Origin of the sequence: Vreelandella maris (assembly GCF_013371085.1) — a bacterium.
GTDB classification, from domain to species: domain Bacteria; phylum Pseudomonadota; class Gammaproteobacteria; order Pseudomonadales; family Halomonadaceae; genus Vreelandella; species Vreelandella maris.
The window spans coordinates 85,080-104,201 of record NZ_JABWCV010000014.1; the positions used below are offsets into that span (position 1 = coordinate 85,080).

General features: G+C 57.9%; 17 protein-coding genes. 12 read left to right on the forward strand and 5 right to left on the reverse strand.

The window, feature by feature from the left end; genetic code table 11:
* Positions 1–10: 10 nt before the first annotated feature.
* Positions 11–1,483, forward strand: coding sequence for an aldehyde dehydrogenase family protein (locus HUO07_RS13500; RefSeq protein ID WP_176304010.1), 1,473 nt, complete (start codon positions 11–13; stop codon positions 1,481–1,483).
* Positions 1,484–1,496: 13 nt separating this feature from the next.
* Here the strand turns inward: HUO07_RS13500 and HUO07_RS13505 are convergent, their stop codons facing one another.
* Together HUO07_RS13505 and HUO07_RS13510 are read right to left on the reverse strand one after the other, a co-directional pair.
* Positions 1,497–2,432, reverse strand: a complete 936-nt coding sequence (locus HUO07_RS13505; RefSeq protein WP_176304011.1) for a hydroxymethylglutaryl-CoA lyase — start codon at positions 2,430–2,432, stop codon at positions 1,497–1,499.
* A gap of 11 nt (positions 2,433–2,443) precedes the next feature.
* Positions 2,444–3,649, reverse strand: a complete 1,206-nt coding sequence (locus HUO07_RS13510; RefSeq protein WP_176304012.1) for a CaiB/BaiF CoA transferase family protein — start codon at positions 3,647–3,649, stop codon at positions 2,444–2,446.
* Between the two features lie 151 nt (positions 3,650–3,800).
* Between HUO07_RS13510 and HUO07_RS13515 the strand changes: the two genes are divergently transcribed.
* The 5 genes from HUO07_RS13515 (at position 3,801) to hpaI (ending at position 8,764) form a co-directional block, all read left to right on the forward strand.
* The gene (locus HUO07_RS13515; RefSeq protein WP_176304013.1) at positions 3,801–4,700 is read left to right on the forward strand and encodes a LysR family transcriptional regulator; all 900 of its coding nucleotides are present in this window, start codon (positions 3,801–3,803) and stop codon (positions 4,698–4,700) included.
* A gap of 356 nt (positions 4,701–5,056) precedes the next feature.
* Positions 5,057–6,037 carry a TRAP transporter substrate-binding protein gene (locus HUO07_RS13520; RefSeq protein WP_176304014.1) on the forward strand — a complete coding sequence of 327 codons (981 nt, stop codon included), beginning with the start codon at positions 5,057–5,059 and terminating at the stop codon, positions 6,035–6,037.
* 106 nt (positions 6,038–6,143) lie between these two features.
* Positions 6,144–6,686 (forward strand): TRAP transporter small permease subunit, encoded by a 543-nt coding sequence (locus tag HUO07_RS13525; protein ID WP_176304015.1) that lies wholly within the window; start codon positions 6,144–6,146, stop codon positions 6,684–6,686.
* Positions 6,683–7,978 carry a TRAP transporter large permease gene (locus HUO07_RS13530; protein ID WP_176304016.1) on the forward strand — a complete coding sequence of 432 codons (1,296 nt, stop codon included), beginning with the start codon at positions 6,683–6,685 and terminating at the stop codon, positions 7,976–7,978. Before HUO07_RS13525 ends, HUO07_RS13530 begins: the two co-directional genes overlap by 4 nt.
* Positions 7,979–7,993: 15 nt before the next feature.
* The gene (gene hpaI / locus HUO07_RS13535; RefSeq protein ID WP_176304017.1) at positions 7,994–8,764 is read left to right on the forward strand and encodes a 4-hydroxy-2-oxoheptanedioate aldolase; all 771 of its coding nucleotides are present in this window, start codon (positions 7,994–7,996) and stop codon (positions 8,762–8,764) included.
* 27 nt (positions 8,765–8,791) lie between these two features.
* On the opposite strand, the gene HUO07_RS13540 is transcribed toward hpaI, so the two are convergent.
* Genes HUO07_RS13540 through HUO07_RS13550 form a run of 3 tightly spaced genes read right to left on the reverse strand, consistent with a single transcriptional unit; the run spans position 8,792 to position 12,727 of the window.
* On the reverse strand, positions 8,792–10,216 hold the full coding sequence (locus HUO07_RS13540) for an FAD-binding oxidoreductase (RefSeq protein WP_176304018.1): 1,425 nt from the start codon (positions 10,214–10,216) through the stop codon (positions 8,792–8,794).
* Complete coding sequence (locus HUO07_RS13545; protein ID WP_176304019.1) at positions 10,216–11,517, reverse strand: L-fuconate dehydratase; 1,302 nt, start codon at positions 11,515–11,517, stop codon at positions 10,216–10,218. Before HUO07_RS13545 ends, HUO07_RS13540 begins: the two co-directional genes overlap by 1 nt.
* Before the next feature lie 46 nt (positions 11,518–11,563).
* Complete coding sequence (locus HUO07_RS13550; RefSeq protein WP_176304020.1) at positions 11,564–12,727, reverse strand: fumarylacetoacetate hydrolase family protein; 1,164 nt, start codon at positions 12,725–12,727, stop codon at positions 11,564–11,566.
* 237 nt (positions 12,728–12,964) lie between these two features.
* On the opposite strand from HUO07_RS13550, the gene HUO07_RS13555 reads away from it, so the two are divergent.
* The 6 genes from HUO07_RS13555 to HUO07_RS13580 all read left to right on the forward strand — a co-directional run bounded on the left by HUO07_RS13555 (position 12,965) and on the right by HUO07_RS13580 (position 19,114).
* Complete coding sequence (locus HUO07_RS13555; RefSeq protein ID WP_176304021.1) at positions 12,965–13,729, forward strand: SDR family NAD(P)-dependent oxidoreductase; 765 nt, start codon at positions 12,965–12,967, stop codon at positions 13,727–13,729.
* Positions 13,726–14,742, forward strand: coding sequence for a 4-hydroxythreonine-4-phosphate dehydrogenase PdxA (gene pdxA / locus HUO07_RS13560; protein ID WP_176304022.1), 1,017 nt, complete (start codon positions 13,726–13,728; stop codon positions 14,740–14,742). Before HUO07_RS13555 ends, pdxA begins: the two co-directional genes overlap by 4 nt.
* Positions 14,739–15,920: a four-carbon acid sugar kinase family protein gene (locus HUO07_RS13565; protein WP_176304023.1), complete on the forward strand. Its 1,182-nt coding sequence runs from the start codon at positions 14,739–14,741 to the stop codon at positions 15,918–15,920. Before pdxA ends, HUO07_RS13565 begins: the two co-directional genes overlap by 4 nt.
* Positions 15,921–16,086: 166 nt before the next feature.
* Positions 16,087–17,088: a sialic acid TRAP transporter substrate-binding protein SiaP gene (locus tag HUO07_RS13570; protein WP_176304024.1), complete on the forward strand. Its 1,002-nt coding sequence runs from the start codon at positions 16,087–16,089 to the stop codon at positions 17,086–17,088.
* A gap of 61 nt (positions 17,089–17,149) precedes the next feature.
* Positions 17,150–17,692, forward strand: coding sequence for a TRAP transporter small permease (locus tag HUO07_RS13575; RefSeq protein WP_101148060.1), 543 nt, complete (start codon positions 17,150–17,152; stop codon positions 17,690–17,692).
* Positions 17,693–17,734: 42 nt separating this feature from the next.
* Entirely contained in the window at positions 17,735–19,114 is a 1,380-nt protein-coding gene (locus tag HUO07_RS13580) for a TRAP transporter large permease (RefSeq protein ID WP_008959418.1), read from the forward strand.
* Positions 19,115–19,122: the final 8 nt, after the last annotated feature.

Below are 19,122 nucleotides of genomic sequence, written 5' to 3' on the forward strand. Positions count from 1 at the left end.
AGCCTTAATCGTGTCTACGACATCTAAAATAGAACACGCTTCTCTGCTTGATAAACAGTTCATCAGCAACCAATGGGTGCCCTCAAACGGCACGCGCCTGCTTGATGTGATGAATCCTTATCGCGAAGAGCGCATTGCTCAGGTTACTGCGGGGGATGCCTCGGATGTAGACGCCGCCGTAACAGCGGCCCAGCAAGCGCAGCCCGATTGGCAGGCGTTGGGCGGTACCGCACGTGCAAACTACCTTGATGGATTTGCCGATGCACTGGAAGCCCGGCGAGAGGCGCTGATGACGCTGTCGGCGACCAATAACGGTAAGCCACTGGTGGAAGCGGAGATCGATCTAGAGGATGCCATTGCCTGCTACCGCTACTACGCCAAACAGGCTAAAGCGTTGGATGCCCGCCAGGGTGAGTTAGTGAGTGTTGAAATGGAGGGGGTTGAAGCGCGCACCTATCACGACCCCGTGGGCGTGGTGGGGCTGATTGCGCCGTGGAATTTCCCTCTGGTGACCAGCGCCTGGAAGCTGGCGCCCGCCTTGGCAGCCGGTTGTACCGCGGTGCTTAAACCGTCCGAAGTTACGCCGCTCCCCGAGCGGGTGCTGGCAGAAATAGCCCTGGAGATTGGCCTACCTGCTGGGGTGCTCAACCTTCTAAACGGCGACGGTGAGGGCATCGGTGCACCGCTGACCAACCATCCGGATGTGGATAAAATTTCCTTTACCGGCAGCAACCGCGTCGGTGAAGCGGTGATGCAAGCGGCCAGCGCCCGCACCGCGAGTGTATCGCTGGAGCTAGGCGGCAAATCCCCCATTCTAGTGATGGAAGACGCCGACCCGGAACAGGCCGCCGACTGGGTAATGGCGGGCATTTACTTCAATGCCGGACAAATCTGCTCAGCAACTTCGCGGCTATTAGTACACGAAGACGTCGCGGAAGCGCTCTATACCGCGCTTGGAGAGCGAGTGGATGCGCTAACGCTGGGCGACCCGCTTGCCGAAGGCACCGACTTAGGCCCGTTGACCAGCGCCAAACAGCGCGACGCGGTACAGCGCTATTTGGATCTGGCCGAACAGGAAGGACTGACAGTCGTGCGCGATACGACGCACCGCACGCTGCCTACCCAGGGCTACTTTCTGGCACCCACGCTCTACCGCGATGTGCCGGTGGAAAGCCGTCTGTGGAAAGAGGAGATTTTCGGCCCGGTGCTCTGCGCCCGCAGCGTGTCAAGCGAAGCCGAAGCCATTCAGCTTGCCAACGACAGCAGCTTTGGCCTGGCAGCAACGGTCATCAGCGGCGACCCTGAGCGGGCAAAACGCATCGGCCGCCAGCTCAAGGCTGGCAGCATTTGGTACAACAGCGAGCAGTTGGTACTACCCGAAACCGCTTGGGGCGGCTTCAAGCGCAGCGGCATTGGCCGTGAATTGGGCCCTTGGGGGCTAAGCGCCTATCTAGAAGTAAAGCATGTGATAGGCCCGAAATAGCGCCCGCTTAAGACTAGCGCTCAGGCATCGCATAACGCCGGGTCGATTTCCCGGCTTTGACCACCTGCCCCGGCACATCGTGGCCGATAAGGTCGGGGAGGGTGACGGCGATTTCCAACAGTGCATCCAGATCGACGCCGGTATCGACGCCCATGGATTCGAACATATGCACCAGATCCTCGGTGCATACGTTGCCCGTCGCACCTGGAGCAAAGGGGCAGCCGCCCAGCCCGCCTAATGAGGCATCGAAGCGGCTGATGCCCGCCTGCCAAGCCGCCAATGCATTGGCTAAGCCCATCCCGCGCGTGTTGTGGAAGTGCAGCGTGAACGGCGTTTGAGCCCAGCGATCAAGCACGGCTTTGCATAGCCGTTTGACTTGGGCAGGGTTGGCCATGCCGGTGGTGTCGCAGAGCGTGACGCCCTGAATGCCAAGGCCAATCAGCTTTTCAACCAGTTCCAGCACCCGCGCTTCAGGGACGTCGCCCTCAAAAGGGCAGCCAAAGGTCGTGGAAAGCGAGGCGTTGATAAACACACCGCTGCCTTCAGTGACGTCCAGAATGGCCGCAAACTGTTCAAGGGACTGTTCCGGCGTCATGCGCAGGTTGGCCAGCCCGTGGCTATTGCTGGCGGACATCACCAGATTGATCTCATCCACCTGGCAGGCGAGCGCCCGCTCGGTGCCTTTTACGTTGGGCACCAGCACGGTGATATCGACGCCTTTCCGGCGCTGAATGCCGGTCACCACTTCAGCAGCATCGCGCAGGTTGGGGATCGCTTTAGGCGATGTGAACGACGTTGCTTCAATACGCCGTAGGCCAGTGGTAGAGAGCGCATCGATCCAGCGGATCTTCTCTTCGGTGGGTACAAAGCGTGCTTCAATCTGCAGGCCGTCCCGGGGAGCGACTTCGTTGATCTCGATTTTGGTGGGGCAAGGTGTTACCAACTTCATAAAAACACTCCCTAAATAATGCCCGCTTGGCGCAGCTTGGCGCGGGTTTCGTGATCGATGCCCAGCTCATCCAATACGTCATCGGTATGCTGGCCAAGCTTGGGGCCGCCTTCGCCTATTCGCCCGGGGGTAGCGCTAAGCTTGGGCAGTACGCCGGGCACTTTTAGCGGTTTGCCGTTGGGGCGAGTGAAGGTTTGAATCATCTCCCGCGCCAAATAATGGGGGTCAAAGGCGATATCTTCGGCCGTGTAGGGGTAGCCTGCGGGCACGCGGGCGTCATCCAGAGCTTGTAGAATGGCATCGCGCGGGCGCTCTTCCGTCCACGTTTGAATCGCGGCATCAATCATTTCGGCTTGCTGGCTTCGCCCATCATTATGGGCCAGGGCCGGGGCGTTGGCGAGATCGTCACGGCCAATTACGCCCATCAAGCGCTTGAAGATACTGTCGCCATTACCGGCAATCAGTACGTAATCACCGCCTTGGCAGCGGTAGGCGTTGGATGGGGTAATACCGGGCAGGGCGCTGCCGCTGGGTTCGCGAATCTGACCGCTGGCATCGAACTCCGGCAGCAGGCTCTCCATCATCGCAAACACCGATTCATACAGCGCGACGTCGATCTCTTGGCCCAAGCCGCTGCGGTTGCGCTCCTGAAGTGCTAACAACGTGCCGATGACGGCGTAGAGCGCGGAAAGCGAATCACCAATGCTGACGCCTACGCGCACCGAAGGCTCGCCCGGCTGGCCGGTGAGGTAACGCAGCCCGCCCATGGCCTCGCCAATCACGCCAAAACCGGGTTTATCGCGGTAGGGTCCCGTTTGCCCGTAGCCGGAAATATGCACCATGATCAGCCGAGGGTTGAGTTTGGAGAGCGCTTCCCAGCCCAGCCCCCAATTTTCCAGCGTGCCGGGGCGGAAATTTTCTACCACTACGTCCGCCTCGGAGGAGAGCTTTCGTACTAAGGCCTGACCCTCTTCGCTTCTTAAATCTAGCGCCACCGAGCGCTTGTTGCGGGTTTGCACATGCCACCACAGCGAGGTGCCATCCTCTATCATTCGCCATTTGCGAAGTGGGTCGCCGGTGCCGGGCGGTTCGATCTTGATCACGTCGGCGCCGAACTCCCCCAGCAGTTTGGTGCCGAAAGGCCCTGCAATCAGTTGGCCAAGCTCAAGCACTTTTAAGCCCTTTAGCGGAAGCTGGCGGGCTTCGGTAGCGTTCATCTAGGCTTTCCTCTATTTGTCGTTATCATCATTGATCTTCAGCATGCGTGAGCCACTACAGGCCGACAATTAGGCAATCGGTAACAAAGGGTTCGTGGTTAGCGAAGGGGTGCGTTAGCATAATGCGCTTGTCTTACGGGAGTCATGTGTCATGCGCCGCTTCGATTTCGTCACTCTTAAGCTGTTTATCTCCGTGGCAGATGAGGGCCGCCTGACCGCCGCCGCTGAGCGTGAGCATTTAGCGCTCGCCGCGGTGAGCAAGCGGATTAGTGATCTGGAGGCGCTGGTAGGTACCACGCTGCTGTATCGTCGCCCGCGCGGTGTTGAGCTGACGCCCGCTGGGCAGGCATTTTTGCATCACGCTAGGCGTATTCTGGATAACATCGAACGCCTCCATGCCGAGCTCAGCGAGTACGGCGAAGGGGTGCGTGGCCATGTGCGTATTCACTCCAATACCTCGGCGATCATTGCTTTTCTCCCTCAGGATCTCAGCGCCTTTTCCCGCCTCTATCCTGAAATCAAGATTGATCTGCAGGAACGGGTCAGTAGTGAAATCATTGCCGCCGTGCGCGATGGGTTGACCGATATCGGTATTTTCGCCGGGCACGTGCCCGCCCCAGATCTTCAGCAGCTCTCTTATCGACATGACCGTCTCGTGTTGATGACACCCATTGATCACCCCTTGGCTGAGCGTGAAAGCATCGCTTTTAACGAAGCGCTGGCCTTCGACTTTATTGGCTTACAGCAGGATGCCTCGCTGCAGTCGCTACTGTACGAGCAGGCTACTCTGGCAGGAAAGACGCTGCGTATGCGCATTCAGGTACGCAGTTTCGATGCCATTTGCCGGATGATTCACCATGGCATGGGCGTTGGCGTACTCCCCGAGCAGACCATCTATCGTGATCTGGGTGATTTGCAGCTCAAAAGTATTCCGCTTAGCGATCCTTGGGCCCAGCGTGAGCTGGTGATTGGCATGCGCCGCTACGCTTCGCTGCACGTGACGGCGCGGCATCTGGTCGACCACCTCACCCAGGCAACAGACGAGCGCTAGCGGCAAAAGCCTAAATATGGCTTCGCGCTTCGTGAAAGCTGGTCAATATCCAGGCTGGCACCATGTCCTGAGTGACGGCTCTGAAACGTGCCGCTGAAACTCGTCAACTTTGCCTCTAAAGAGGGACTTGAAGGCGGTCGGCCATCCACCTTTAGTCGTATGGCCACCAGCGCCTCGGTCAAAAAGCGCGTTATGTCGGCGTTTCTAGCCATCGTATTTTACGAAGTCATCCTTCTCGAACGTCGATTTGAGCCCTTCGGCTGCTTGTTTCAAGATCAGACAAGTGACATCAGCTCCTGCCGACAGGAGCTACCCAGGCACCACACCCAACAACGACAACCGTAGAGAGTGATCCCATGCGGAAACAATTGCTTGCCACGCTGGCTACCCTAGGAATGCTAACGACGGCCCCGTTCGTCCTGGCTAACCCCATCGAAATTCAAGTCAACAACACCATGAGCGAAGGCGGTTCGGAAAGCGCCGCGGTGGAACGCTTTGCTGAGTATCTAGAAGAGCAGGCCCCAGGCCGCTTTGAAGTGCGCCCCTTTTTAGCGGGTTCTCTGGGCGGTGAGAATGCCGTATTGGAGCTGCTAAATCTGGGCCAAACCCAGCTCTCTCTGACCGGTGGTAACTGGCGTCAGCAGTATGCGCCTGAATACGACGCCATTACGGTTCCCTTCGTGTTCACTACCTGGGATGAAGTCGACGCCTATATGGAGAGCCCTTCCGGCCAAGCGCTGGTCGAGAAAGCAGAGAACCAGGGCGGCCTGAAATATTTTGGCCTGCAGCACCGCGGTCCACGGCATATGACCGCGAATAAAGAGATCCACTCCCCGGCGGATCTGGATGGCTTCCGCCTGCGCTTGCCCTCACTGCCGGTATGGCTGGAAGTGTGGGAAGAGATCGGCGCTCAGGTAGTCAATGTGCCTGCGCCAGAGATTTATCTTGCCATGCAGACCGGCCAGGTCGATGGCCACGAAAACTCGCTCTCCTCCCCTTATACCCGGCGGCTATGGGAAGTGCAGGACTACCTGATCATGACCAGCCACGTGCAGTTTCCGTGGAGCTGGGTGGCCAGTGCTCGCTGGTGGGATGGCTTGGAAGAGGAAGATCAAGCGCTGATCGAGGAGGCCATTGAGGTGGCTCGCCAGTATGGGTCAGAGCAAGAGCGCGAACTTGATGAGTTCTATCTGGAAGCGCTGCAGGATGAAGGCATGACCGTCATCGAGCCGGATGTAACACCTTTCCGCGAGGCGGCGTTACCGGCTATCGATCGTGTCATGGCTGACATGGCCGAGGGCGTTCGTGAAGATGCGCTGGGTAACGACAGCGAGTAAAACGCGCTGGACAGAAATTGCGGCGGCCCATCGGGCCGTCGCTTTTCTTCATTACAAATAAGTTTTCATGTAAGACTAAAAAGCAGTCAGGGTAAGGAGTTCTCCTGTGGAAGACGCGGTAGTGCCCAATAAGGGGCCGGATCGAATTGCTTTCTATACGCTGCGCGGCGTTACACGCCTGTGCGATGGGGTGGGCGTGGCGCTGATGGCCGCCATTCTGCTGCTGATCGTGGCGGCCGTGATTGCCCGTGACCTGCTGGGGCTAGGGATGCCCTGGACCGAAGAAGTGGCGTCTATGCTGGCGATTTACGCGATTGGCTTCGGGTCGCTATCCGCCTGGGTACGCAGCGAGCATCTGGTGGTCGATTTGTTCAGCCATAAGCTTTCCGGGCTGGGTAAAAATATCCAGTACCGGCTCACCGCGCTGATCTCCTGCGGCTTTTTTGCACTGGCCGCCTGGGGGGCTTGGATCATGTCAGATATGAGCGCCAACAATAAAACCGTTTCGCTAAGTATCAGTTTCAGCTACCTCTATTACGGCATCTTTTTCAGCTTTGTGGGCATGGCGCTGATTGCCCTCTGGCAAATGCTGCGCGGCCCGGTGGCGTGGTTGGAAACGTCCCATGAAGAGGAGGCCTCTCAGCCATGACCGAACTACTGATTTTCGTCGGTGGCCTGTTAGTTCTGATGGCCATTGGCTTGCCCGTGGTGGTCGCCATTGGCGTGACCTCCTTTATCGCCTTGGTAGCGACCGGCACCGGCGGGCTACCCGTCGAGCTGCTGCCGCTGCGCATGGTGCAAACCCTTAATAACTTTACCCTGCTGGCGATTCCACTGTTTATTCTGGCCGCTAACATCATGAATATTGGCTCCACGACGACGCGGATTTTTGATTTTGCTACCGCGCTGGTGGGTTTCACCAAGGGTGGCCTTGGCCACGCTAACGTTGTGGCCAGCTCCATTTTCGCCACCATGTCGGGCACCGCGGTCGCCGACGCTGCCGGGCTGGGCAGTATCGAAATCAAGGCGATGAAAGAGCGTGGCTACGAGTTGGGTTACTCAACCGGTATCACTGCCGCCTCCAGCGTGATCGGGCCAATTCTGCCGCCCAGTATCGCGCTCGTGGTTTATGGCTGGCTGGCCAATGTGAGTATTGGCGGGCTGTTCATGGCGGGGCTGCTGCCGGGTATCTTGATGGCGCTGCTGCTAATGGGCATGACCGTATTGCTCTCTGCCAGCGGCCGGGTGGTAATGCCCAAACCCACGCCCTTTGACGCCTGCGAAGTCGTCCGTACCGGTAAGCGCGCTATTCTGCCTTTGATGATGCCAGCGATTATCGTTGGCGGTATCTGGGGTGGTTTTTTCACTCCGACGGAAGCCGGCGCCATTGCATCGCTTTACGCAGTGATTCTGGGCGGCCTGGTGTATCGTGATTTGAATTGGCGGGACCTTTTCAACGCCTTTCGGCGTACCCTGATGTTCAGTGCAGTCATTCTGCTGATTATCGCGGTCTCCAGCTTTTATGGCTGGATACTGGTACGCATGGGGATTCCTCAGGCGTTAGCGGGCCAGGTCGCCAGCATCGATATGCCGATGTTTGCGCTGCTACTCTGTTTTGCGCTGTTCTTCCTGCTCATCGGTTGCTTTATGTCGGTGATCGAAAGCATCCTGATTTTTACGCCGATTGTGGTGCCAGCGGCGCTCAGCGCCGGTCTGGATCCGGTACATTTCGGCATCGTGATGGTCATCACGCTATCGGTTGGGGTCATTACGCCACCGTTCGGCACGGTGCTGTTCCTGATGGTGGGCATTACCCGGCTGCGTTATGGCCAAGTGGTGACCGCGATACTGCCGTTCCTACTGCCGATCATAGCGACCATTTTGCTGTTGATTGCCTTGCCTGGGCTGGCCACTTGGTTGCCCGATATCATGGGGTATTAATCCAGAGGAGCTCGTATGAAAATGCCGCGCAACGCCTTTAAGCAACAGCTTCTGGCGGGCCACCCCCAAACGGGCATTTGGCTCGGTTTGAGCAGTGCTTATACGGCTGAGATTGCCGCCACGGCGGGCTTCGACTGGCTACTGATCGATGTGGAACATTCCCCCAATGATCTAGCCAGCCTGCTTTCTCAGCTGCAGGCGCTGGCCCCCTATCAAAGCCACCCGGTGGTGCGTCCGCCCACTGGCGATGCGGTGCTGATCAAGCGTTACCTGGATATTGGCGTGCAAAACCTGCTTATCCCCATGGTAGAGACCGCCGAACAAGCGGCTGAGCTGGTGGCAGCCACACGTTATCCGCCCCACGGTATTCGTGGGGTTGGTCATGTGCTGGCACGCGCCTCGCGTTGGGGGCAGGCAGAAGATTACCTCTCCCGCGCTGATGACGAAATCTGCCTCATGCTGCAGGTGGAGAGCCCCCAGGCGCTTGCTAACCTGGAGGCTATCGCTGCAGTAGACGGTGTCGATGGGGTGTTTATTGGCCCGGCGGATTTGTCAGCGTCTATGGGGCATCTCGGCAATGCCAACCACCCTGAAGTGACAGAAGCGGTTAGTGACGCCATTAACAAGATACGCGCTGCGGGTAAGGCAGCGGGTATTGTCACGGTGGACGAGCTGGCAGCCCGCGGCTATCTCGCCGCAGGCTGTACCTTCGTTGGCGTTGGCATCGATACGCTGCTTTACGCCAATGCGCTGCGCGGTCTAGCGGAGCGTTTCAGGCAGGAATGAACCAAATAGTGTGAACCACGCTGGGGATTACTCCCCAGCAGGCAAAATCCTGCCAGGGTTCATCAACCCTTTGGGGTCGAACAGCGCTTTAACGCCGCTGACCATCTCTCGCTCAATCGGCGATAGCCGCGCCAGATAAGGTGCTTGCTTGGTGCGGCCAATGCCATGCTCGGCGCTGATGCTGCCGTGAACACCGTCGAGCACCTCAAAAAGCCGTTCCTCCAGATCATGCAGGTGGGCTTTCTTATCGCTATCCGCCATGGCCGCGGGCGGTAGAATATTGAAGTGCAAATTGCCGTCACCCACATGGCCGTAGGCAATAATGTCGCACTCCGGTGACGCCGCCATCACCACCTCGCTGGCCCGGCTAACGAAGTCGGGAATCGCTGAGATGGGTACCGAAATATCGGTGCGCAGATGCTCGCCGCGCCGCCGTTGGCCTTCCAGCATGCTTTCGCGGAACTGCCACAGCTGGGCGGACTGGGTGTCACTGCCAGCCAGCGCGCCGTCCAGCACCAGCTCGCGTTCCATGCCGGTTTCCAGCAGCGCTTCCAGCAAGGCACTCAGATCGACTGGCCCCGTGGCGGCGACTTCCATCAGCACGTACCAGGGGTAGGCGCTATCCAGCGGGTCGCGCAGTTCCGGGGTCGCTTCGATCGCCAGCTCGATGCAGCGGCGGGGAATCAGCTCAAACGCCGTTAGCAGATCGCAGCACTCCCGGCGTGCCAAGCCGTAAAGGTCAATCACCGCCTGAACAGAGGGCAGGCCCAGCAGCGCCGTCCGGTTTTGGGTGGGGCGCGGTGATAGTTTTAACACCGCTCCAGTGACGATGCCCAAGGTGCCTTCACTGCCCAGAAACAGCTGCTGAAGGTCATAGCCGCGATTGTCCTTATGCAGTGCATTCAGGCTTTCCCAGGTGCGTCCATCGGGGAGCACTACTTCAAGTCCCAGCACCAGCTCGCGCATCATGCCGTAGCGCAGCACGTTAAGCCCGCCTGCGTTAGTGGCGATATTGCCGCCAATCTGACAACTGCCTTGCGCGCCGAGCGAGAGCGGAAAATCGCAATCATGATCAAAAGCAGCCAGCTTGACGTTCTCAAGAATGCAGCCTGCGTCTACCGTGATGGTGAAGTTGATCGGGTCAATGGCGCGCACGTTGTTTAGGCGCTCCAAGCTGATCACTAGCTCCTGGCCATTGGCGGCGGGCAAGGCGCCTGCCACTAAGCCGCTATGACCGCCCTGTGGCGTCATCGCGATCCCATGCTCATAGCAGCGCTTTGCTATCTCGGCGACCTCAGCGGTGTTGGCCGGGCGTGCCACGGCCAGCGGCATGCCCAGCGTATCGCCTGCCCAATCACTCATATAGCGCGCCATGTCGTCCGGTTCGCGCAGTAAACCGCGCTCGCCGAGTAGGCTGGTTAACTCATTTAGAAAGGTAGCGGTGTCGGTCATCAATGCTCTTCCTGCCAGGCTGCACCCTCAGGGAAGCGGTGCTGTGCTTGGGACTCTGCGTGCATGGCAATGCTGTAACCCGGCGCTTCGGGCACTTGGTAGCGGCCGCGGTTGATGACTACCGGGTCGATAAAGTGCTCGTGAAGGTGGTCTACGTACTCCAGCACGCGGCCTTCCAGGCTGCCGGATACCGCGATGTAGTCGAACAGTGAGATATGTTGGGTGTATTCGCATAGCCCAACGCCACCGCCATGGGGGCAAATCGGTACGCCGAATTTAGCGGCCATCAGTACGACCAGGATGACTTCGTTTAGCCCGCCCAAGCGCGCCGCATCCAACTGGCAGTAGTCGATGGCATCCGCCTGGAAGAACTGCTTGAACATCACCTTGTTGTGGCAGTGTTCGCCGGTGGCTACGCCAATCGGTGCCACTCGATGGCGGATCTCGGCGTGGCCGAGAATGTCGTCAGGGCTGGTGGGCTCTTCGATCCATAACGGATCGAATTCTGCCAGGCGGCGCATTTTGGTGATCGTCTCGTCGACTTCCCACACCTGGTTGGCGTCCATCATCAGCACGTTGTCCCAACCGATCTCATCACGCAGCAGCGCTGCGCGGCGGGCGTCCTCTTCGATGTCGCCGCCAATTTTCTGTTTGAAGTGCGTCCAGCCCTCGGCCAGTGCTTCACGCGCCAGGCTGCGCACTTTTTCATCGCTGTAACCCAGCCAGCCTGCTGAGGTCGTGTAGCCGGGGTAGCCTTCACTGCGCATTTCAGCTTCCCGTGCTGCTTTTCCAGGAGCTTGGCGGCGTAGCAGGCAGATCGCTTCTTCTGGGGTTAGTGCATCCGTCACAAAGCGGAAATCAAGGCAGCGCACCAACTGCTCCGGCGTCATATCCACCAGCAGTTTCCACACCGGCTTGCCTTCTTTTTTCGCCCACATATCCCACACGGCGTTGACGATGGCGGCGGTCGCCAGGTGAATCGCGCCTTTATCGGGGCCAATCCAGCGTAGCTGGCTGTCACCAGTGATTTCCCGCCAGAAGGTGCCCATGTTATCGGTAATCGAGGCCAGCGTGCGCCCTTCAACCAGAGGTGCCAGCGACTGCAGCGCCGTGACGACAATCTCGTTGCCCCGACCAATGGTAAAGGTTAAACCGTGCCCCTCTGGGCTGCCGTCATCGGTGTGTAGGATGACGTAGGCGGCGGAGTAGTCTGGCGCGGCATTCATGGCATCCGAGCCATCCAGCGAACGCGAGGTGGGGAAGCGAATGTCTTGAATGTCGACGCGAGTAATCGTTGTCATTGTGCTCTCCTTGGCGGTGCGATGAGTAGCGTAATGGTTGTCAGAATCAGCGGCGTGCCAAGTGGCGCATCAGCTCGCGAATGCCGTAGGTCCAGGGCGGCAGCTGATCACTTCTGCCTACCCGATTGACCAGCGCGCCCAGGGCTGGAGTGGCGATGGTGACGCGATCACCCATATGATGGGTAAACCCCTGGCCTTCCCCGTCGCGGTCCTGAATCGGCGAGAACATGGTGCCCAGGAACAGCATAAAACCGTCCGGATATTGGTGATGGGCGCCAATGGTTTGCTGCACTAGATCCAGCGGATCGCGGCTGATCTCGCGCATGTCGCTCTCGCCCTGGAGCAAGAAGTCGTCGTCTTCGCCCTCGATACGTAGCGATACCTGGCAATTGCGCACGCTGTCGATATCGAAGTGATCGTCAAACAGCCGAATGAACGGGCCGAGTGAGCAGGAGGCGTTATTGTCTTTCGCCTTGCCGAGTAGCAGGGCGCTGCGTCCCTCGACGTCACGCAGGTTGACGTCGTTGCCCAGCGTGGCACCGCGAACTTTCCCGCGGCTATCGACGGCCAGCACGATTTCGGGTTCAGGATTGTTCCATTGAGAGGAGGGGTGTAAGCCTACAGGGGCGCCAAAACCCACTGATGAGAGCGGCTGAGATTTGGTGAACACTTCCGCGTCGGGGCCGATGCCTACTTCCATGTATTGTGACCAACCTCCGCGCGCCTGCAGTGCCTTTTTCAGCGACATCGCCTCTTCAGAACCCGGCACCATCTTGGAAAGATCAGTGCCGATCAGTGCTTGAAGATCCTCACGCAGTGCAACTGCCCTCGCCGGGTCGCCGCCCGCTTGTTCTTCGATCACTCGCTCTAACAGGCTGACAGCAAAGGTGACGCCGCACGCTTTTACGGCCTGCACATCACAAGGCGCAAGTAGGTAGGGCGCTTGTGGTTGGGATAACTGAGAGTTTTCCAGCAGTGCCTCGACACTGCACAGATGGGGCCCTTCCGCCCGTTGCACGACTTCCTGTAGATCGTCGCGTTCCAGCAGGTCAGCCATGGTGGGGCCGAATTCGGTAATGTCGATCACCTGACCGTTGTTGACAGTCACTAGCGCAGGGCCGGGATGGCTGCCTTCCAGCCAAACGCGGCCAACCAGCAGCGCGTTACCCAGGTCGGCGGGAAGTGTGTCCGTCGATGAAAGTGGCTTCATGTGCTTCTCCATTCGTTCTTAGAATTAGTTTTAATCGTTAGCAGTGGTAGGCGACTGGCGCTAAACACGTCATCGCCTATCATGTTATAGATGTCGTGTTGTATGACAGGTATGCCAGTTCATGGCTTACTTTAGCGCACCGTTCCATTTCGGGTCGATAGTTAAATCTATCTGGATAAAGACGGTGGCGCTAAGCACAGCTCTCACCATAAAACAAAAAGTGGTAAGGAGAATTTCATGTTAGACGAGTGGAAAGGTAAGCGAGTATTGATCACCGGTGCCAGCCGTGGCATTGGCGCGGCGGTTGCAAAACAGCTGGGGGCGTTGGGAGCGCACGTCGCGGTGCACTACCACAGCAGTGAAGCGCCCGCGGAGGCAGTGGCTAAAGCTATTCGCGATGCGGGTGGCGACGCTTTTACCCTGAAAGCAGACGTCAGCCACACTAGCGAGACCCAACAACTGGTCGATGAGGCCGCCGAGCGTCTGGGCGGTTTAGACCTGTTGATCAATAACGCTGGCGACATGCTGGGCCGTGTTGGTTTAGAGGAAATGGACGATGATCAATATGACCGGGTCATGGATCTCAATGTTCGCTCGGTTGTCATGGCCAGCCGCGCAGCGCTGCCGCATTTTCGGCGCGCAGGCGGCGGAAATATCATTCACACCACCTCGATTGCCGCGCGTAATGGCGGCGGGGGTGGCGCTGGGTTATACGCCTCTGCCAAAGGCTTTGTGAGTACCATCACCCGCAATATGGCCAAGGAGCTGGCGGGAGATAATATCCGCGTTAACGCCGTTGCCCCTGGCACGATTGCCACCGATTTTCATGATCGTCACTCAAGCGAGGCGCATCTCAACGCAGCGCGGGCATCGATCCCGATGGGCCGCTTGGGCACGTCGGAAGAGTGTGTCGGGGCTTATGTTTTCCTCGGAACAGAGACGCTGAGTGGCTATGTCACCGGGCAGATCATCGAGGTCAACGGCGGGCAGCTAATGCCATGAATAGCTCGCCACCTGTTGAACGTCAAAACGGTTACGACATTGCGATCACCATGGGCGATCCTGCTGGTATCGGCCCAGAGATCATTTGCCGCGCCTTGAGTGCTATGTCGGCTGCTGAGCGCGCCACGGCGATGGTCATCGGTGACCCGGTGATCTATCGCCGGGCAGCGGCGAGTATTGGCGCCGCGCTTGAATTCGTGCCACTAGAGCATGCACAAAGCGGTAAGGATCATGTGGCGGTCGGCGTGGTCGAGCTGCCGAAAGGCGTTGAGGTTCCTGATGGACAAATCAGCGCCGGGGCGGGCGATATGGCGTTTCGCTGCGTTCAAAAGGCCGTAGAACTGGTGCAGGCGGGGCGGGCGCAGGTGATTGTCACCGCCCCACTGAACAAGGCGGCGCTGCATGAAGCCGGGCACCACTATGATGGCCACACCGGGATGCTGGCATCGCTGACCGGTGCGCCCTCGTCGTTTATGCTGCTGGCATCGGAAACGCTCTCGACGCTGCATGTGTCTACTCACGTTTCGCTGCGCGAGGCGATCGACCGAGTCACCCCCGAGCGCATTATCGCCACCGTTGAGGCGGGGCATGCGCATTTGGTCGCGCTGGGTATGCAGGCACCGCGCATTGCCGTGGCAGGCCTTAACCCGCATTGCGGTGAAGGCGGTATTTTTGGCGACGAAGATAGCCGCTGTATCGCTCCGGCAGTGGAGCGCTTGCGCGAGCGCGGTTTCGATGTGAGCGGGCCTATCTCGGCGGATACGGTGTTTTACCGCGCCTCAAAAGGCGAATTCGATTTGGTCATCGCCCAGTACCATGACCAGGGGCATATCCCCGTCAAGCTGATCGCCTTTGATACCACGGTGAATGTCAGCCTTGGCCTGCCGCTTCAGCGCACCTCGGTAGATCACGGCACCGCTTTTGATATTGCCTGGCAGGGCAAAGCCGATGCTACCAACATGGGGTCAGCGATTGCCTACGCCCGTCGATTAGCCAGTGGCGCCAAGGCATGAGTAGCTGTCAGTTGGTGATTATTGCCGACGACCTCTCAGGCGCGCTGGACACGGCCGCCCCATTCGCCGCGCGGGGCGCAGATGCCCGCGTGGTGATCAGCCTGGAGGCATTAGCTACAACGCTGGAGACCTGGCAAGGCCAGTGGCCTGTGGTCATCGCCGTGAATACCGAATCGCGCCATTTGCCAGCCGAGGCGGCGGCGCTTCGGGTGAGCGAAGCGGTGCGTTTGCTCACGCGAGTAGCGCCGCAGCAGTGGTTCAAGAAAGTCGATTCCACCCTGCGTGGCCAGGTGGTCGCTGAGTGTAAAGCGCTGCGAGAGGCGCTTGGTTTGCCCCTGCTGCTGGCGCCTGCGGTGCCCGCCCAGGGGAGGCTCGTTCGCAACGCGGAAGTGTGGGTGGATGGCACTCCATTGGCCGATACCACCTATCAACAGGATGCCCGTTCGACGCCGCTGGTCGGCCCGATTGATCGGGCATTTGACGCCAGCGGTTTGCCGCTACAGCGCTATCAACCTGGACGTGACGTTCCGCTCCCTCGCGAGGACTGCATCGCCGATGCCGAAAGCGACGAGGAGCTTTCGGCGCTCTATCAGTGCGTGCTGAGTGCTGGCGACCGCTGGGCTATGGCGGGTGCAGCGGGGCTGGCAACGGCAATGGCCAAGAACCTTTGCGGATCGACTGATGCCCCTTTTCACTCGCTAGATAGCATTGAAAATGTGCTTTACGCTGTGGGATCTAGAAGCCCACGCGCTGCCGAACAGTTCCAGCTACTGCGCCAACTTTTACCCGATTTGGCTGTTATTGAGGCCAGTGGAGAGACGCATCTCCACTCTGCAATGGGTGTCTGTGCCGTGGTGCCTGGAGAAGATGGAAAAGATAAAGAGCGCACGGCAAGCCAAGTAGCCGAGGCGATGGCTGCCCAAGTGGACGAGATTACGTCTGCTTGGCGGAGCGAAAAAGCGCGTTTGCTGTTTTTAACCGGAGGTGATATTGCCATGGCCGTGCTCTCGCAGCAGGGTGTGAGCTATATCAACGTAGAATCCGAGTGGTCGCCAGGGGTAGCGTTGGGGTATATGGACGGCGATAAGCGGCGGCGGGTAATGACGAAAGCGGGAGGCTTTGGCGATCCCCAGCTGCTAGTGCGCTTGCATGAACAGCTCACTCCGCCATCTGAATAATCATCAACATGATTAAAATCCTTATCGAGAAGGTTGCGCAATGGTAGGCGACCAACTAGGTTTGAAACAGGTGGTATGACACGTATATAGCACTATGATCGGTTACGTTGCTACTGCCACTCGCACTATAACCAACAACAAATCCAATGGTTGTGAGGAGTACACGATGAGCCACAAAAGCCAACGCCATATCAAAATGGCCCGCTTACTGACCGCCACTCTAATCGCTGCAGGCATCGGTTTTACCGCTGCGGCTCAAGCCGCCGAAAATCTGCGCTTCGCCCACGTTTATGAAACCTCTGAGCCCTTCCACAAATGGGCGCTATGGGCCGCTGATGAAATCGAGGAACGAACCGATGGCCGCTACACCATGCAGGTGCATCCTGCCTCATCGTTAGGTAAAGAAGAGGACATTAACGAAGGGCTTGAACTGGGCACTGTGGACGTTATTTATACCGGCACACAGTTTGCTGGACGCGCTTACGGCCCTATCGGCATTGCCGGTGCTGCTTATATGTTCCGCGACTTTGATCACTGGCAGGCCTTTGCCGACAGTGACCTATTCAAGGAGATTTCACAGGGCTATCAGGATCAAACAGGCAACGTTCCCCTAGCGCTCAACTACTATGGCGAGCGTCATGTCACTTCCAATGAGGCAATCAACGAGCCGGCGGACATGGAAGGCCTGAAGATCCGCGTTCCCAACGCGCCGATGTATATGATGATGCCCGAAGCCGTTGGCGCAAACCCCACCCCCATCGCCTTTGACGAGGTCTATCTAGCGCTGCAACAAGGCGTGGTAGACGCACAGGAAAACCCGCTACCTACCATTCGTGCCAAGGCTTTCCACGAAGTGCAGGATTACATCAACCTGACCGGCCATATCACCGACTCGTTAATCACTATTGTCGGTGGCCCACGTTGGAACCAGCTCTCCGAAGAGGATCGTGAAATATTCCGCGAGGTTTTCCAGGAAGCTGCCGAGAACAACACTCAGGATATCCTCAAATCAGAGGAAGAGCTGGTGGCATGGTTCGAAGAGCAGGGCAACACGGTGAACGAAGTGGATCGCGACATCTTTCGTGAAGCCGTAGTGCCTGCACACAATGGCGACGCTGCTACGTGGGATCAGGAAACCTACGATCGTCTTCAGGCTATCGGCCAGTAATCCAACCCTTGTTTAGTAGCACTCCGCTTTTAATCGAGCGGAGTGCCTGGAGCTTGGTGCCATGAATGATACGCGAGAAGACGCCGCGCCAATCGGCGATCCCATGATCGATTTTGAATCCGCCTTTGATGATGCTCCGTTTAGGCTAAGTGATTACCGGATTGAAGATTTGGTGACCCTTATCCTCTTTTGGGCGCTGATTTTAGTGGTGTTTGCCCAATTTTTTAGCCGCTACGTAATGGGTGACTCTATTGGATGGACTGAGGAGATAGCCCGCTATTTGCTGATCGGAGTGGGCTTTATGGGTAGCGTGATGGCTGCCCGCAATGGCAGCCATATCATGGTGGAGTTTTTCTACCATTATATGCCTGCGTGGCAAGCCCTTTTGCTGGAGCGGCTCGTTAACCTCGTAAGTCTTAGTTTCTATATAGCGATGGCATGGGTGACTTACCAACTGGCATCCCGCACCAGTAGTTTGATGGTCTCCATCGACCTACCCAAGAGCATTATCTATTTCACCGTGTGCGGGGCGTTTGTACTGATGGCGTTTCGCACCGTGCAGCGGCTTTATTTGAAGTATCGGGATCGTACCAATGATGCGTGAAGGGTGGTTTCCGGTCGTGCCATTTTCATTGAGAGGTTTCCCATGTCCCGAATTTCCTTGATGCGCTGGCAGACGCCACTGGTGTCCCCGCTGCTGGCGGCGTTGGCAGTGTTGGGCTGCGTGATCTTACCGCTGATGGGCTACCATCTTGCTTTTTTGTTTTTCGCGCTATTCACCATGCTGGTGCTGGGCGTGCCGATTGCCATCAGCCTAGCGGGCGCCTGCTTGATGTTTGTGCTGATTACCGGACAAGTCCCCAATATCGTGGTGGCCCACCGCATGATTAACGGCATCGACAGCTTCCCGCTGTTGGCGATTCCGTTCTTTATCTTTGCCGGTAGTTTGATGAACAACGGCGGCATTACCGAGCGGATCTTCAATTTCGCCAAGGCCCTAATGGGCTGGATGCGCGGTGGCCTGGGTCACGTCAACGTTGGTGCCAGCATTGTGTTTTCCGGAATGTCGGGGGCTGCTGTGGCGGATGCCGGCGGCCTAGGCATGATTGAAGTTAAAGCGATGAAAGATGCCGGCTACGATGAGGAGTTCGCGGTAGGGATTACCGCTGCTTCCTCTACCATCGGTCCGATTATCCCGCCTAGCCTGCCCATGGTGATTTACGGCGTGATGGCCTCGGCCTCGGTGGGCCAGCTGTTCGCAGCGGGGCTGATTCCAGGACTGCTTATGGGCGCCATGCTGATGCTGATGATCTTTATTATCTCGCGTCGGCGCGGCTATCAGCGCGACGCGGTGTTCTCGATGCGCGTGCTTGGTCATACCTTTAAACGGGCTTTCTTATCGCTGATGACGCCGATCATTATTGTTGGCGGGATTATCACCGGGGCTTTTACACCCACTGAGGCCGCGGTAGCGGCGGTTTTCTATGCGCTGCTTTTGGGCGTGGTGGTTTACCGCACGCTGACTTGGCGCAAGCTGCTGAAAGTCAGCATGGAAACCATCGAGACCACGGCGGTCATCCTGTTTATTGTCTCCTCGGCATCGATCTTTGCCTGGATCCTCACCAGCAATCAGGTCACCCAGAACGTGATTGCCCTAATGGGCCCCTTTGCTGACAGCAAGTTCGCCGTGCTGATGATGGCCAATATCGTGTTGATTATCGTTGGCTGTTTTATGGAAACCATCGCCGCAATCACTATTCTGGTGCCGGTGCTGCTGCCCATGGCCGTTGCCGTGGGCGTCGATCCGGTTCACTTTGGGGTGATCATGGTGCTCAATTTAATGATAGGGCTACTAACCCCGCCGGTCGGCATGGTGCTTTATGTGCTTTCCAGAGTCTCTAACGTCAGCTTCGAGCGCTGCATGCGCGGCACCATGCCGTTCCTGATTCCCTTGGTCATCTGCCTGCTATTGGTGACCTTTATTCCGGCGATCTCCATGTGGCTACCCACACTTATTTATCGCTAGGTTGTACC

Bases quoted from the DNA above. Each gene is read 5' to 3' on its own strand.
- HUO07_RS13545 (WP_176304019.1), bottom strand. From the start codon at position 11,517: ATGACAACGATTACTCGCGTCGACATTCAAGACATTCGCTTCCCCACC.
- HUO07_RS13580 (WP_008959418.1), top strand. From the start codon at position 17,735: ATGTCCCGAATTTCCTTGATGCGCTGGCAGACGCCACTGGTGTCCCCG.
- HUO07_RS13515 (WP_176304013.1), top strand. From the start codon at position 3,801: ATGCGCCGCTTCGATTTCGTCACTCTTAAGCTGTTTATCTCCGTGGCA.
- HUO07_RS13575 (WP_101148060.1), top strand. From the start codon at position 17,150: ATGAATGATACGCGAGAAGACGCCGCGCCAATCGGCGATCCCATGATC.
- hpaI (WP_176304017.1), top strand. From the start codon at position 7,994: ATGAAAATGCCGCGCAACGCCTTTAAGCAACAGCTTCTGGCGGGCCAC.
- HUO07_RS13565 (WP_176304023.1), top strand. From the start codon at position 14,739: ATGAGTAGCTGTCAGTTGGTGATTATTGCCGACGACCTCTCAGGCGCG.
- HUO07_RS13550 (WP_176304020.1), bottom strand. From the start codon at position 12,727: ATGAAGCCACTTTCATCGACGGACACACTTCCCGCCGACCTGGGTAAC.
- HUO07_RS13540 (WP_176304018.1), bottom strand. From the start codon at position 10,216: ATGACCGACACCGCTACCTTTCTAAATGAGTTAACCAGCCTACTCGGC.
- HUO07_RS13505 (WP_176304011.1), bottom strand. From the start codon at position 2,432: ATGAAGTTGGTAACACCTTGCCCCACCAAAATCGAGATCAACGAAGTC.
- HUO07_RS13530 (WP_176304016.1), top strand. From the start codon at position 6,683: ATGACCGAACTACTGATTTTCGTCGGTGGCCTGTTAGTTCTGATGGCC.
- HUO07_RS13570 (WP_176304024.1), top strand. From the start codon at position 16,087: ATGAGCCACAAAAGCCAACGCCATATCAAAATGGCCCGCTTACTGACC.
- HUO07_RS13555 (WP_176304021.1), top strand. From the start codon at position 12,965: ATGTTAGACGAGTGGAAAGGTAAGCGAGTATTGATCACCGGTGCCAGC.
- pdxA (WP_176304022.1), top strand. From the start codon at position 13,726: ATGAATAGCTCGCCACCTGTTGAACGTCAAAACGGTTACGACATTGCG.
- HUO07_RS13520 (WP_176304014.1), top strand. From the start codon at position 5,057: ATGCGGAAACAATTGCTTGCCACGCTGGCTACCCTAGGAATGCTAACG.
- HUO07_RS13510 (WP_176304012.1), bottom strand. From the start codon at position 3,649: ATGAACGCTACCGAAGCCCGCCAGCTTCCGCTAAAGGGCTTAAAAGTG.